Origin of the sequence: Polaribacter sp. AHE13PA, assembly GCF_019278505.1 — a bacterium.
GTDB lineage: Bacteria > Bacteroidota > Bacteroidia > Flavobacteriales > Flavobacteriaceae > Polaribacter.
The window spans coordinates 2,478,891-2,493,277 of the sequence record NZ_CP058985.1; the positions used below are offsets into that span (position 1 = coordinate 2,478,891).

At 29.8% G+C, this 14,387-nt stretch carries 12 protein-coding genes; 3 read left to right on the top strand and 9 right to left on the bottom strand.

The window, feature by feature from the left end:
* Nucleotides 1–221: 221 nt before the first annotated feature.
* Nucleotides 222–1,298 carry a peptide chain release factor 1 gene (gene prfA / locus H0I28_RS10725; RefSeq protein ID WP_165733714.1) on the bottom strand — a complete coding sequence of 359 codons (1,077 nt, stop codon included), beginning with the start codon at nt 1,296–1,298 and terminating at the stop codon, nt 222–224.
* Nucleotides 1,299–1,367: 69 nt separating this feature from the next.
* Here prfA and H0I28_RS10730 point away from each other — a divergent pair, with 69 nt between their 5' ends.
* Both H0I28_RS10730 and H0I28_RS10735 read left to right on the top strand, forming a co-directional pair.
* Nucleotides 1,368–1,799, top strand: a complete 432-nt coding sequence (locus H0I28_RS10730; protein WP_218759088.1) for a hypothetical protein — start codon at nt 1,368–1,370, stop codon at nt 1,797–1,799.
* Nucleotides 1,800–2,220: 421 nt separating this feature from the next.
* A complete protein-coding gene (locus H0I28_RS10735) occupies nt 2,221–3,963 on the top strand; it encodes an amidohydrolase family protein (protein ID WP_218759089.1) in 1,743 nt (580 codons plus the stop codon).
* Nucleotides 3,964–4,030: 67 nt separating this feature from the next.
* Here the strand turns inward: H0I28_RS10735 and H0I28_RS10740 are convergent, their stop codons facing one another.
* Nucleotides 4,031–5,950 carry an ABC-F family ATP-binding cassette domain-containing protein gene (locus H0I28_RS10740; protein ID WP_218759090.1) on the bottom strand — a complete coding sequence of 640 codons (1,920 nt, stop codon included), beginning with the start codon at nt 5,948–5,950 and terminating at the stop codon, nt 4,031–4,033.
* A 228-nt stretch (nt 5,951–6,178) separates the two neighbouring features.
* Here H0I28_RS10740 and H0I28_RS17730 point away from each other — a divergent pair, with 228 nt between their 5' ends.
* Nucleotides 6,179–6,409 carry a hypothetical protein gene (locus H0I28_RS17730; protein ID WP_368384474.1) on the top strand — a complete coding sequence of 77 codons (231 nt, stop codon included), beginning with the start codon at nt 6,179–6,181 and terminating at the stop codon, nt 6,407–6,409.
* 205 nt (nt 6,410–6,614) lie between these two features.
* Here the strand turns inward: H0I28_RS17730 and H0I28_RS10750 are convergent, their stop codons facing one another.
* From H0I28_RS10750 to H0I28_RS10780, 7 genes are all read right to left on the bottom strand, one after another.
* Nucleotides 6,615–7,292, bottom strand: coding sequence for a hypothetical protein (locus H0I28_RS10750; RefSeq protein WP_218759091.1), 678 nt, complete (start codon nt 7,290–7,292; stop codon nt 6,615–6,617).
* Between the two features lie 27 nt (nt 7,293–7,319).
* Nucleotides 7,320–8,378: an FAD-binding oxidoreductase gene (locus tag H0I28_RS10755; protein ID WP_218759092.1), complete on the bottom strand. Its 1,059-nt coding sequence runs from the start codon at nt 8,376–8,378 to the stop codon at nt 7,320–7,322.
* A 206-nt stretch (nt 8,379–8,584) separates the two neighbouring features.
* Nucleotides 8,585–9,445, bottom strand: a complete 861-nt coding sequence (gene gldN / locus H0I28_RS10760) for a gliding motility protein GldN (protein WP_218754461.1) — start codon at nt 9,443–9,445, stop codon at nt 8,585–8,587.
* Nucleotides 9,446–9,462: 17 nt separating this feature from the next.
* Nucleotides 9,463–10,989, bottom strand: a complete 1,527-nt coding sequence (gene gldM / locus H0I28_RS10765; RefSeq protein ID WP_218759093.1) for a gliding motility protein GldM — start codon at nt 10,987–10,989, stop codon at nt 9,463–9,465.
* A 44-nt stretch (nt 10,990–11,033) separates the two neighbouring features.
* Nucleotides 11,034–11,687 (bottom strand): gliding motility protein GldL, encoded by a 654-nt coding sequence (gene gldL, locus H0I28_RS10770; protein WP_218731470.1) that lies wholly within the window; start codon nt 11,685–11,687, stop codon nt 11,034–11,036.
* Nucleotides 11,688–11,711: 24 nt separating this feature from the next.
* A complete protein-coding gene (gene gldK, locus H0I28_RS10775; RefSeq protein ID WP_218754463.1) occupies nt 11,712–13,088 on the bottom strand; it encodes a gliding motility lipoprotein GldK in 1,377 nt (458 codons plus the stop codon).
* 105 nt (nt 13,089–13,193) lie between these two features.
* The gene (locus H0I28_RS10780) at nt 13,194–14,354 is read right to left on the bottom strand and encodes a formimidoylglutamase (protein WP_218759094.1); all 1,161 of its coding nucleotides are present in this window, start codon (nt 14,352–14,354) and stop codon (nt 13,194–13,196) included.
* Between the last annotated feature and the right edge of the window lie 33 nt (nt 14,355–14,387).

Below are 14,387 nucleotides of genomic sequence, written 5' to 3' on the forward strand. Positions count from 1 at the left end.
AACCCCATAAATGGGTATTGTGTAGTTTCAATTACCAGTATATATTTGTAGCGTAAGTAGTCTCCCCCCTAAACAGCATAAAAACTGTTTAAGATTTCTTAATTATTTGAATACAAAAAAAGCGATCTATAGTTTATTTAAACTATAATCGCTTTTCTTTTTTGAGCAAAAAAAAACCTTAAAACAATGTTTTAAGGTTTTTCTTATAATTATTAAGAGAACTATATTCCGTCACTTAATCCTTTTAATTTTTGAGTATTTTCAGCTAACATTAATTCATCAATAATTTTCTGAATATCTCCATTTACAATATTTGGAAGGTCGTACAAAGACAAACCAATTCTATGGTCTGTAACTCTACCTTGTGCATAGTTATAAGTTCTAATCTTAGCACTTCTATCACCAGAAGAAACCATAGAACCACGTTTTAAAGCGTCTTCTGCATTCTTCTTAGCCAATTCCATATCATACAAACGAGAACGTAACACTTTAAATGCTTTTTCTTTATTTTTATGTTGCGATTTTTGATCTTGACATTGTGCAACTAAACCAGTTGGAATATGTGTTAAACGCACTGCAGAATACGTAGTATTTACAGATTGACCACCAGGACCAGAAGAACAGAAAAAATCGATACGAACTTCTTTTGGATTAATTTCAACATCAAACTCTTCGGCTTCTGGAAAAACCATACAAGTAGCAGCAGAAGTATGCACACGTCCTTGTGTTTCTGTTTGTGGAACTCTTTGTACACGATGCACACCTGCTTCGAACTTTAAAATTCCATAAACATCATTACCAGTAACTTCGAACTGAATTTCTTTAAAACCACCATTGGTACCTTCAGAATAATCTACCGTAGAAACTTTCCATCCCCTACTTTCACAATATTTTGTGTACATTCTAAATAAATCTCCTGCAAAAATACTTGCTTCATCTCCACCTGCACCTGCACGTAATTCTACAACTGCATTCTTAGAATCTTCAGGATCTTTTGGTATTAATAAAACTTTTATTTCATCTTCTAATTGAGGAATTCTAATATTGGCTTCTTCGATTTCCATCTTCGCCATTTCATTCATTTCGGCATCAGAACCATCGGCAAGTATTTCTTTTGCCTCCTCTATATTGTTTGTTAAGGTTTGATATTCATCTCCCTTTTTAACAACATCACCTAAATCTTTATATTCTTTCATCAATTGCGCATAACGCTTTTGATCCATGATGATTTCTGGCTGAATAATTAAATCAGAAACTTCATCATAACGCTGCTTAACAATTCTTAATTTATCTAACATCTTCTGTCTTTTCTTGGATTGCGAATTTACAATTTTTATAATTATATTTGAACAAAGCAAACTATTTTTATGAAATTACTCTTTATGGTCTTTTCTTTTTTATTAATCACTTCTTGTCAGAAAGAAAAACCTAGTACGCTTATCCCCAATTTTCTAGTAGGAGATTGGATTCGTGTAAACGAAGAAGAGGGCAATACTACTTATGAATCTTGGAATACAAACCTTAAAGGCTTAGGTTATACTTTAAAAGAAAACGATACTATTTTTAAAGAAAAATTGAGCTTTATTACTGTAAAAGATATATTATTTTTAAAAGTGGAAGGCGTAAATGATACTGCTACTTTATTCAAATTAACACAACAAACGGACTCTTCTTTTGTTTGCGAAAATCCTATAAACGAATTTCCTAAAACAATAAAGTACTATTTAGAAAACGAGCAATTAAAAGCGATTGTATCTGCTAATAATTTTAAAATTGAATTTATTTTTGATAAGCTCTAATGCTGATAAAACCTTAGACTCTTTCACTCAACAATAAAACTAAAAATTAGAAACTTCTTCTACTTTTTAGTTTCTGCAATCTTATACTTTCTAAATTTATTACCAAAAGTAAAAAGATGAACTAAATATTCTCTTTTAATAAATAAGTCAACTTTTTCTCTTCTAAATCAAGAAGAAAAATTTGTTGGTTTTGATAATATTTTGGAGCTAAAATTCATTTAATCTTGTATATAAAATCAGAAATATATAATTGTATAAGCTAGCAAATTTAACATTGCTATATTAATCAAAATAAAAAGAGATAGATGTTCCATAATAAGCAATACTAACTCTCCATAAATTTTATTTTAGTAAATTAAAACCATAGATTCGCTAATATTTATAAAAAATCAATAAACAAACCTCCAATACCTTGCATAAAATGAAAAATAAATTTTTATTAACATTCACATTTCTAGTTTCTTCTTTTTCACTTTTTGCACAAACCTATATCACCAACGTAACAGTAGTTGATGTAGAAAAACAAAAACTAGTATCTAATCAAACTATAGAAATTACAAACAATTTAATTTCTAACATCAGAAAAAGTACTAAAATAAAACTACCTAAAAACGCAACTATTATTGACGGAACTGGTAAGTATATTGCTCCTGGTTTGGTAGATGCACACATTCATTTTTTTCAAAACGGAGGATTATATACACGACCTGATGCTATTGATTTAAGAAAATATGTTAGTTACACAGAAGAAATTGCTTTGGCAAAATCTGATATGGAAAACAAACTGAAAAGGTATTTAAAAAACGGAATTACAACTTTAATTGATGTTGGTGCTACCTACAATTTTCTAGAACAACGTAAAGATTTTGTAGATAAAGATTTTGCTCCGGAAATTTTTATAACAGGTCCTTTATTAACAACTTACGAATCTGAAGTTTATAAGAATTTAAAACATGATGAGCCCTTTACGTTAACAGAAAGTATTGAAGATGGTATTAATGGCGTTAAAGATCAATTAAAATACAAGCCAGACTTTATTAAAATATGGTATATAGCGGGTAGAGATGGATTAAGTATAGAAGAAAGTGCTCTTAAAAACTTACCTATCGTAAAAGCTGTTATTGATGAAGCTCATAAAAACAATCTAAAAGTTGCAGTACATGCAACACAAGAAATTACGGCAAAATTAGCTGTAGAAAATGGTGCAGATTTTTTAGTACATAGTGTAAAAGATAAAATTTTATCAAAAGACTTTATACAATTATTAAAGAAAAACAAAACGATTCTTTCTCCTACATTACAAGTCAGCGGAGGATACGGTAAAACATTTGGACAAAGATTACAGTTTAGTAATAATGAATTATTAACAGCAGATCCTTATCAATTGGGTTCTTTATTAGATTTAAAACACCTTTCTGATACTTTATTAGTAAATAATTATAAAACGCGTTTAAACAAACCCAATAGAATTGCCAACTTAAAAAAAGCAGATTCTATATGTAGTGTAAATCTTAAAACACTTTCTGATGCTGGTGTATTAATTGCAACAGGTACAGATGCAGGTAATATTATTACATTACATGTTTCTTCTTATATAAAAGAGCTAGAATTAATGCAAAAAAGCGGCATGAGTAATTGGCAAATCCTTGAAGCTTCTACAATAAATGGCGCTAAAATTTTTGATAAAGAGAATGAATTTGGAAGTGTTAGCATTGGTAAAAAAGCAAATCTTATTCTTTTAAATAAAAATCCTATAAAAGATATAAATAACCTAACTGATATACATACTATTATTAATAAAGGTGTTGTTTATAATCCGAATGATTTATTAAAAGATACTCCCAGAGACTTAGCACAAAGACAATTAAACGCTTACAATCTTAGAAATATAGAAGCTTTTTTAGAACCTTATGCAGATGATGTAGAAGTATATACTTTTCCGAATACTTTAAACTATAAAGGAAAAGAAAATATGAGAAAGAGGTATGCAAAAATGTTTGAGAATGTTACCAATTTACATTGTGAATTAACAGAAAGAATTGTAAAAGGTAATGTTGTTATAGATAAAGAAGTTGTACAATTTAATGATATAACAAAAGAAGCAATAGCTATTTATCGTATTGAAAATAATAAAATTAAAAAAGTTTACTTTGTAAGAGAATAATATCTATATAAAAACTCCTTTAGATTTTAAAACCTAAAGGAGTTTTTAAAAATTAATTAAAAGATCTTTAAGAAAAATTAGAAACTTCTGCTTCTATTTTTTCCCAGTTTTCCATTACTGTATCTAATTTAGCTTTTTTAGCTTTGTATTTTTCAAAGAAATTTGGTCTAGCAGAAACTTCATCATAATTCTGTGCTAACTCTAAATCTATTTTAGCAATTTCCTTTTCTAAATCTGCTATTTCAGTTTCAATATTAGAAAGTTTATTCTTTAATTTCTTTAGTTGCTTTTCTTCATCTCTAGATAATTGATGTGCTTCTTTTTTAGAAGTGTCCTTTTCAACTTTTACAACCGTTCTTTTTTCTGCTTCTCTAAGATTTTCAATTTTGTGTTGCTCTAAGAAATAATCAATATCACCTAGATATTCTTTAATTTCTTTGTCTTTAAATCCATAAACAGTTTCTGTTAAACCTTGTAAGAAATCTCTATCGTGAGATACTACAATTAAAGTACCATTAAAGTTTTTTAAAGCTTCTTTTAATACGGTTTTAGAGGCGATATCTAAGTGGTTGGTTGGCTCATCCATTATTAAAACATTAAATGGTTGTAATAATAATTTACACAATGCCAATCTATTTCTTTCTCCTCCAGAAAGTACTTTTGCTTTTTTATCTACAGCATCTCCACCAAATAAGAATGAACCTAACATATCTCTAACACGCATTCTGTTCGTATCTGTGGCAGCATCTTCCATAATTTCCAGCACAGTTTTTTCTCCTGGCAATTCTTCCGATTGGTTTTGAGCAAAATATCCAACTTCTACATTATGCCCAAGTTTTAAATACCCTTCAAAAGGAATTTCACCTACCATCATTTTTGCCAAAGTAGATTTCCCTTGTCCATTCTGACCTACAAAAGCAATTTTACTGTTTTTTTCTATTAATAAATCTACGTCCTCTAAAACATGTTTATCGCCATAACTTTTACATAAATCTTTTGCTTCAACAATAATCTTACCGGGCTCTTTAGAAATTGCAAACTTAACATTCATTGCTTGGTTATCATCTTGGTCAACCTCAATTAATTCAACTTTATCAAGTTGTTTCATTAAAGATTGCGCCATAGAAGCCTTACTAGCTTTTGCTTTAAACTTATTAATTAAGTGTTGCTTTTGTTTTATTTCTTTCTCTTGGTTTTTCTGCGCCTGTAATTGTTTTTCTTTAATTTCTGCTCTTAAAACCAAAAATTCAGAATACGGTTTTTTATAATCGTAAATCTGACCTAAAGAAATTTCAATAGTTCTATTCGTTACATTATCTAAAAACATTTTATCATGCGATACCAAAACAATAGCACCAGAATATCCTTTTAAGAAATTCTCTAACCAAATAATAGATTCAATATCTAAGTGATTTGTAGGCTCATCTAATAACAAAATATCATTATTTTGTAAAAGTAATTTTGCCAATTCAATACGCATTCTCCAACCTCCAGAAAAAGTATCTGTTTTTTTGTCAAAATCTTCTCTCTGAAAACCTAAACCTTGTAAAATCTTTTCAGTATCACCTTGGTAATTGTACCCACCAAGTAACTCATAACGCTCTGTATTATCCGTTAAATCATGAATTAATTCTGTATACCCTTCACTTTCATAATCGGTTCTAGTAGCAAGCTGCTCATTAATTTCATCAAGTTTTACCTCAATTTCTTTAATTTCCACAAATGCCTGATACGCTTCTTCTAAAATAGTTCTTCCTTCAACAAAATCTATATCTTGTCTTAAAAACCCCATTCTAATATCTTTATCAAAAGCCATGGTACCACCACTTGTTTCTATATCTTTAGAAAGCACTTTTAAAAGCGTAGATTTCCCTGCTCCATTTTTTCCGATAAGACCAATTCTATCTCCTTTATTTAACTTGAAAGTAATTCCTGAAAATAAATCAGTTCCCATAAAAGAAACCGATAAGTTGTGTACGTTTAGCATCTAATGTAATAATTGTTACTTAAAAAAAAGTTTAAAACTCTATATTTGCAAAAGTATACAAATTTAAGGTCTATTATGTTGAAAAAGGGTACCAAGTTATATAGTATTTTTAAAGCCAAATGTCCTAGATGTCACGAAGGCGAATTCTTTGCCCATAAATTTACTTTTAATCCAAGTAAAGTAACCAAATTACATGACAATTGTCCGAACTGTAATTTAAAATACATGATGGAACCTTCCTTCTTTTACGGAGCTATGTACGTTAATTATGGTTTAACAGTGGCGCTTTCTGTTGCTGTTTTTGTAATAAGTAGTTTAATTTTTGGCCTGAGTCTTTTACAATGTTTTGCGGCAATTGTAATAGCATTATTAATTTTAGCACCTTTTAATTTACGTTTATCTCGAATAATTTGGATAAATATGTTTGTCCATTTTGATAAAAAGTTCAAGAAAAAATAAGCATAAACTTTTTTTGGGCGCTTTAACAAGCTTTCGCTACTCGCTTTTTTTTGTGCCAGTTCTCGATACAAATTTGTTGAAAAACAATTCTCTCTAACTGACACTAAAAAAAAGCTCAAACATGCCGCTCTATCCTTAGCGCATATAGCCAACCGAGAAGAAAATTCATGAAAATCCACTAAAAACATACACCTAATAATCAATCTTATAAAGAATTAGCAATATTTTTTTTTAATAAATTATTTAATTTTTCAATATATTCTTTTCGCTCTAATAATTGACCTATGTCCGCCTCAAATGTTTTAGTTTTATTTAATTGTGGAAATGATAATTTATTTTTTGCTATTGAATTTGAAATTAAAATATTAAAGTAATTATAAGTTAGGATTATTTTTTGTAAAAAATCAGTTTCAATAATTTTAAAGCCAATTTTTTCAGCAGTTCTCCTATTTATAATATAGCTAGTACCACTAATTTTCATTATTTTATCCTTCTCATACTTTTTAAGTAGGTGTAAAAGTCCTTCTAAATATTGTTGGATTATAAAATCAGTTCTTTGTTTTCCATTCATTTGATTTTCAATTACGAAATAGTAATCAAATAAAGTTCCCCCGTGAATTTTGATTCGGTCATTTTTAGGTTTTTCGATTACAAATAAAGATGAATAATAAATTATTCTACCACTTTTTTTTAAGGATGGCATATCAAAGAATGGAGCAATTATGGATAAAGTAATAGAAAGTGTTAAAATTCCAATCACATATGTTCTTAAATATATTGATATAATAATTGACAACACAATAATCATAAGAGAACAAATTGCTATCGCAATTTGTATTCTTTTTTGCTCTTTTTCATTCTTATTATAAAAACGATGGTTCAACGTATCAGTATGTCTTTTTTATTATTACTATCTTTTATCCTTCAAATGCTTAAAACGAACAATATCTATTTCTTCATCTAAACTTTCATCATTATAAATATGATTAAATAGGTTTTTAGCTACTGTTGGGGCAATCATTACACCACGTGTCCCTAAACCGTTTAAAACAATTAAATTGTCATAATCTGGATGTATCCCAACCAAAGGTCTCCTGCCTGAAACCGTAGGTCTTATTCCTGCAAATTGACTAACGATTGTATAAGGAACATTAAGTACTTTCTTTAATTTTTCTACCAATTCTTCTTTTCCTTCCTCCGAAGGGTCGGATGTTTTGTCTGTCCAATTAAAAGTAGCTCCTACTTTATACATATTGTCTCCCAAAGGCATTACAAAAAGTGTAGATTTTAATAAAAAGTCGATATTTAATTCTGGAGCATGAATGGTTAATAATTCCCCTTTTGCTTCATTAATGGGTAAATAATTAAAATAAGGATTTTCTACCACACCAAAACCTTCACAAAAAACAATTTTGGAAGCTTCAATATCTTTATAGGTTAGAGCTTCTTCTTCAATATTTAATTCTTTATGTTTAAACTGTTCAAAACGAATAAAGTTTTCAGATTTTAAATACGCTCTATAGGCATTTATTAATTTCTCTGTATCTACTCTACCCGTTTCATTTACGTTTCCAAAACTAAAATCGGCTAAAACTCCGTGATAAGAATTGGTATCTAATTTAGGATCTAAATAATCTGTTAACTTAGGTTTGTCTAAAGCACCAAACCAATTATTTTGATCTTCTACAGATTTAAAAGATTTTTTAATTACAAATTTTTGGTCTATAATTATGTTTAGTTTTTCTTCTAACCGTTTATAAAAAGGAAGTGCAACTTCTAATTGTTCTTTCGCGTTCCAAACTGGTGTAAAACGTTTTAAAATTACGGGATTATAAACCCCTCCAGCAACTAAAGAAGAGGTTTGAGAATCGTCTTCAAAAACGACAAATGTTTTTTTTGCAGCAATTAATTCTTCTGCAAAAGCCAAACCTGCTAATCCTAAACCAACTATTATATAATCTACTTTCATGTGATAAAAATACGTGAATTTGCAATAATTATGATATTATTACTGAACTTTATTAAAATGAATAGCCCCGATAGAACGGTATGTTTGAGCTCTTTTTTATTCCTCTTTAGGATAAAAAAAGCGAGTAGTGATAGCGGGAGATAGCTACAAAAAAAAACGTCCCAAAGTATTGGAACGTTTTTATATTTTTAAAGAATAATAGAATTTTAGTAATTCCACATATCCATTTCTCTATTTCTAATACCTTCTTTAATTTTATTAGCTTCTAATAACTGGAATAAAGAATTTCCTCTAACGTAATCAGATATTGCTCTATCTCCGTAAATGTTTTCTTCTCTAACAATGGTACTGCTAAATCTTCTTGCATTTAACATGTGATCAAAAGAAATTGGTTGTGATGCATTTTTTGGATTGAATACTTTTGCATCGTGTAAAACATCTCTTGCAGATGGATAAAACACCCAAAATAACTCAAACAATTCTTCTTCATTTCCTCCATCAAGTCCCAATCCTAAAGTTTGTACATCTTTAGCCATTGGAGCAATTGCTAACAATCTGTATTTTAATTCTCCTTGACGTTTATCAAAATACCACATTCCTTTCATCATATAACCTTCTACATCCTGAGATTGAAGTCTAATAGTATCGCTATATCCATTTGATTCTCTTACACTAGACATTCTAGAATCTATTTCATTCTGAGTAATCTTAGACGTAAAGAAAGAGTCTGAATATACTTCTTCTATATTACCTTGTTTAATTCCTTTAATTAAAGTATCAAATAAAGATCTTCTGTTAGAAGATACATTTGAATTATCGATAGGAAAATAATACGGTAAATTTATTTTTTGATTTAGATCTACAAATTCCCAAACTACTTTAGACCATAATACATCTCTATCATCTACATATCCGTAGGCTAAAGGAGCATCGTTATCTGCAGCAATTTGTTGCTCGTTTTTCTTTCCTATTTGATCTACTGTTTTAGCATTTAATAAACCTATTTGTGCGTTTATTGAACTACTAATCATCAAACCGAAAAATAATACTAAACAATTTTTAAACATATTTTATTTTTTAACTTCTAGTTTGTTAATTCAATACTAACAGGTAATACTTGTTTAAGTTTTACTCCATTAGCAGTTGCCTTAATATCGAAAATGTTAATTTGATCTCCTCTTTTTGCTTTGGCTAATTTTTGTTTTGCTGCTGCACTTAAAGAAGAACCATTTACAATAATAGTTAATTCTCCTGGTACTTTTATTTTAAAACTCTGAACTCTAATACTTAAATCGAATTCAAAATCTGGTAATCCTGCCGCAATTGGAGCATTAGATAAACCTGATTTAGGCATCCTTACCGTTCCAAACTGTCCTCTTACAGATCCCATGGCTGCTGGTATGTCTTTAATTCTAAAGGTAGCTTTAGAGTTTACAGATTTTCCATTGCTTAATGTTGCGCTCACATTAATAACAGCTGTGTTACCTCCACCTGGTTTTAAAATATACTTACCTCTTCCACCAGATAAAGAACCTCCGGACGCAGAAACTCTTAAGTTGTTATCGCTAACACCTGGTAATGAAACAGAAATAGGATTGCTTAATCCTCTATAAACTACATTCATTTTATCTGCAGAAACAACAGCATCACCTGGTTGTGGTATTACAGAATAAGAACTTTCGAAATCTACATCTACCGGTTTACCATCTTGTGTAAAAGTTATTTTCCCTTTAATATCATGACTACCAACATTACCTGCAGGCATGTCTATAATTACTTGTCCGGATTGAATGTTTTTATAATCTTTACCATTTAAAGTTACATTATCAGGAATCATAGTAGCATCATAACGACCTAAAACAATTTTACCTGTTACTTTTTCACCAGCAAAATAAGCGTTCTTGTCTAAAGCAACAATACCTTTATAGTTGTTTAAAGACAATGCCTCTTCCATTTTTCCTCCTAACAAATCAGATACAATATCACTTTCTGTATTTTTGATATCTGCTTGCATTTGCGTTAAATTGGTTAAAGAAGCTACTAAAGGAAACCCTTTATATCTATAATCTAACCATTTAATGGTTTTACCATCTCTATTTTTTTCATCTTCCGTAGAAAATCTTTTTGCAAGAACTGGTACAAACTTGCTTTTTTCTCCTAAAACGTTAAGTACATCTGTTCTATAACCATTTATTTTAGCTAAAAACTCTTCACCTTCTGCTGTAAATTTTTCTCCTTTAAAGAAATACTCATCTAAAAAAGAGGTTTTATCCATTGCTTCATAGTCGCTTTTATCTTCAATATCTGCAGCCATTTTAGCTTTCAGCTCTTCTATGTATGTATAGAATTCAGACGAATATCCCTTTATTTTTATTGCATCTTTATTTAATTCTGCAAATTTTGCCGCTTGTTCTGATGCTTTTGTTGCTAAATTAGCATACGCCTCATTATTTTTTGCTGTAGTTGAAATATTATTTTCAATCAGCTTTTCATTCATAAAACCAAAAGCAGATAAAACTTCTTTACTCATATTCATTGCCAACATTGCAATAAACACAAGGTACATTAAGTTTATCATTTTCTGTCTTGCGGACACTTTTCCTCCTGCCATTCTAATTAGTTTTTTAAGTTAAAATTATTGTTTGCAACTAATTATTATTTAGACATTGCAGAAAGCATACCTCCATAAACTCCGTTTAAAGAAGATAAGTTTTTTGCTAAAGATTCCATTTGATCTTTTAATTTTTCTGTATTTTCTACAACAGCTCCATTTAAAGCAGACTGTTTGCTTACATTTTCTACCTGTACTTTATACAAATTGTTTAAAGACTCCATTTGAATAGCAGCCATAGACATTTGCTCATTGTATTTGTTAGTAGATGAAATAGATTCTGATGCAGCAGATAAACCTTCTGCAGCTCCTTGAAAGTTTTTCATACTATTTCCTAAACTAGTCATTAAACCTGCATCAATTTTTGCTTCTTTTAATAAGTTATCTAACTTTTCAGATAACATTCCTTGAGATCCAGCTTCTTCTTTTTCTTCTTTCACTGCTTTTACAGTAGTAAAACCATCTTCTCCTAATTCAGGATATACTTTAGACCAATCAAAATCATCTTCTGGTGTTTCAAAAGCAGACATTAAGAAAATAAGAGCTTCCGCAATTAATCCAACAGCTAAAACATTAGAACCATTAAACCAACCAAAACTAATATGATTTAATTTAAATAATGCTCCTAAAATTACAATTGAGGCTCCAATATTGTAAGCCATGTTAAATAATACTTTTTTTGTTTTTGACTGTGCCATAATTTCTTTTCTTATTTTTTTTGATTATTTGTTAGTTGTACCAATGTAATTCTGAACGGTTCTAAAACCAATGTAACTTCTAGCAGTATCTGCATATTCATAATCTCTAGAACTCACTTCTAAAAAGTATGCTACATCTTTCCAAGAACCTCCACGAATTATTTTTCTTTTGTTTTTTCTATCCTCTACATTTGGGTTCATTGTAGAAGCCATGTAGTAAGAAGATAAGTTATAAGCAGTGTTTGTCCATTCAGAAACATTACCAGCCATATTATACAGACCGTAATCATTTGCATTAAAAGATTTCGCTTCCATAGTATATAGCGCTCCATCTACAGCATAATCTCCCCTTACCGGTTTAAAGTTTGCTAAGAAACAACCTCTATCTGTAGTGGTATTACCAGTACCCCAAGGATACGTAGCAAATTCTAAACCTCCTCTTGCAGCATATTCCCATTCTGCTTCTGTTGGTAATCTAAAGTCTGGAACACCAATTGAGTTTTTTCTACTTTTTAAATAATTATTTTTCTTCTTAGTTCTCCAATTACAAAAAGCAGTTGCTTGCCCCCAGTTTACCCCAACAACAGGATAATCTCCATAAGATTGGTGGTAAAAATAATCTTGGTGCATTGGATCATTATAAGAATAACTAAAATCTTTTACCCAAACAGTAGTATCTGGATAAATGTTTAATTTTTCGTGTTTTACAAAATCTTTTCTATTACCACCTTGTCTTGCAGCATTATCTCTATCAAACCAAGTATATTTATATTTTAAGTATTTTACGTTAAAAGTTCTAACACCATCTACAGCTTCATCTCTAGCTACAAATAAGGTATCCATAACCTCTACATAATCTGCATCCGGAAAATCTTCTTTTTCCCAAATAATATCATTTTCCCAGTTTAATGGTCTTACAGAATCTGAATCTAACTCTAAACTTGTGTAGTTTTCATACATGTATTTTTCATAAGCATTAGCTCCAGTAGTATCTTTTAAGACAGCAAATGCATAATCATTAATACCTCCAGAAGGAAGTGCACCATTTGGATCTGGTGTTCCCATCATACTTGCAAATTCTTGTTGATAACCTAATCTAGTTCTTACAACAGAATCTCTAACCCACTGAACAAATTCTTTATATTCGTTATTGGTGATTTCTGTTTCGTCCATGTAATATGGTCTTAAAGTAACTGTTTTAGTAGGTGAATTCATTGTACCGATAAGGTCCTCGTCTTGTTTACCCATTGTAAAAGCACCTCCAGGAATCAACGCCATGCCAAATGGTTTTTCTGAAAACCACTTTTTATTCGATTTAACTCCAACCAATTCTCCTCTATCATTAGAGCCACAACTGTAAAAAACTACTATTAAAAGTGCAAATATTGCTGCTTTCTTCATATTTAAAAATGTCTTTACTATAAAGTCCGTAAACCTATTATTTTTTTTGTTAAAAAACAATAAGCAAATTGCTTTTTAACGTTCTAATTTCCTAATCTATATTTATTACACTAATTTTCGCATCGCTTTATACCACTTTTCAGGAATATTTTGCTTAGTGGCTTCTGTATAATCATTATATGTACATGGTATTAACGCATGTCTTTTATATTTATTATCTGATAAGATTTTTATCTCTATCCACCATCTTCCAGATTTATTACTTTTATAAAACGTTAAAGGATCATCATCATCTAATAAAACGGTAAATTTCTGATAATTTTCCTTTCCAGAGAACGGATAATCTTTTACTCTAAAGTTAACGCCCTCAATAAAATACCAAATCATTTGAGCAATTAAATGTGCTGTCTGATGGTTGTTATCTAACTTAGAATTGTACTCATAAACACCAAATGAAGTTACTTTATCACTAAGACCTGCATATCTAGAAATGGCACAAATTTCTTCTCCATAAAACCCATTTGGAGAAGCATTATTGTTTGCTGGTGCTTCACTTTGTCTTACAGAACCCAAATCTATAGAAACAATATCTGCATTTCTAAAAACAGGTTCAATATTTTTTAATTCTTTTGCATTCCCTAATCTATAAGCATCAAAAAATAAGTTATCTAACAACTGTATTTCATCTTGCGAATTAAAATACGTCTGATAACCTACATTACTATAATTAAACAAGTTATTAGGTTCTTGCATAATTATTTTACTTAAATAAGATTGAGAAGTTAATGGATCATCTAAATGACCTAAATCGAAACGACTGTCTACAGCAGCAATATTAACGGTTTGCTCTAAAGAATCATAAGCTCTATAATTTACGTAGGTAAGATCCTGACCTCCACCAATAATTACGGGTATTATATTTTTCTTAAGTAATTCCGTAATAATTTCTGAAACAGCATAATACGTATCTGTAACCGAATTTCCTTTTAAAACATTTCCTAAATCAGCTATCTGCGTGTTCCAATTACCAGGAAACAAATTGTATAATTTTTTTCTAATAAAATGTAAATTTTCTCCACAGCCAAAATTATTCTCTGAGTTTCTGTCTTCTTGAACTCCTAAAATAGCAATTTGCACATTCTCTAAATCAGGCAAACCTTTTTCTAGGGTATGTATCCTAAAGGTTTTTCCTAAGCACAAATTAGATTGTTCTTCTAAAGATTTTACAATCGATTCTTTTACAGGGGTTAAAAAGTCTTGGTTCATTAATTTTTTAAAATCAAATGTAATTTATGAAAA

Bases quoted from the DNA above. Each gene is read 5' to 3' on its own strand.
- prfA (WP_165733714.1), bottom strand. From the start codon at position 1,298: ATGTTAGATAAATTAAGAATTGTTAAGCAGCGTTATGATGAAGTTTCT.
- H0I28_RS10730 (WP_218759088.1), top strand. From the start codon at position 1,368: ATGAAATTACTCTTTATGGTCTTTTCTTTTTTATTAATCACTTCTTGT.
- H0I28_RS10735 (WP_218759089.1), top strand. From the start codon at position 2,221: ATGAAAAATAAATTTTTATTAACATTCACATTTCTAGTTTCTTCTTTT.
- H0I28_RS10740 (WP_218759090.1), bottom strand. From the start codon at position 5,950: ATGCTAAACGTACACAACTTATCGGTTTCTTTTATGGGAACTGATTTA.
- H0I28_RS17730 (WP_368384474.1), top strand. From the start codon at position 6,179: ATGGAACCTTCCTTCTTTTACGGAGCTATGTACGTTAATTATGGTTTA.
- H0I28_RS10755 (WP_218759092.1), bottom strand. From the start codon at position 8,378: ATGAAAGTAGATTATATAATAGTTGGTTTAGGATTAGCAGGTTTGGCT.
- gldN (WP_218754461.1), bottom strand. From the start codon at position 9,445: ATGTTTAAAAATTGTTTAGTATTATTTTTCGGTTTGATGATTAGTAGT.
- gldM (WP_218759093.1), bottom strand. From the start codon at position 10,989: ATGGCAGGAGGAAAAGTGTCCGCAAGACAGAAAATGATAAACTTAATG.
- gldL (WP_218731470.1), bottom strand. From the start codon at position 11,687: ATGGCACAGTCAAAAACAAAAAAAGTATTATTTAACATGGCTTACAAT.
- gldK (WP_218754463.1), bottom strand. From the start codon at position 13,088: ATGAAGAAAGCAGCAATATTTGCACTTTTAATAGTAGTTTTTTACAGT.
- H0I28_RS10780 (WP_218759094.1), bottom strand. From the start codon at position 14,354: ATGAACCAAGACTTTTTAACCCCTGTAAAAGAATCGATTGTAAAATCT.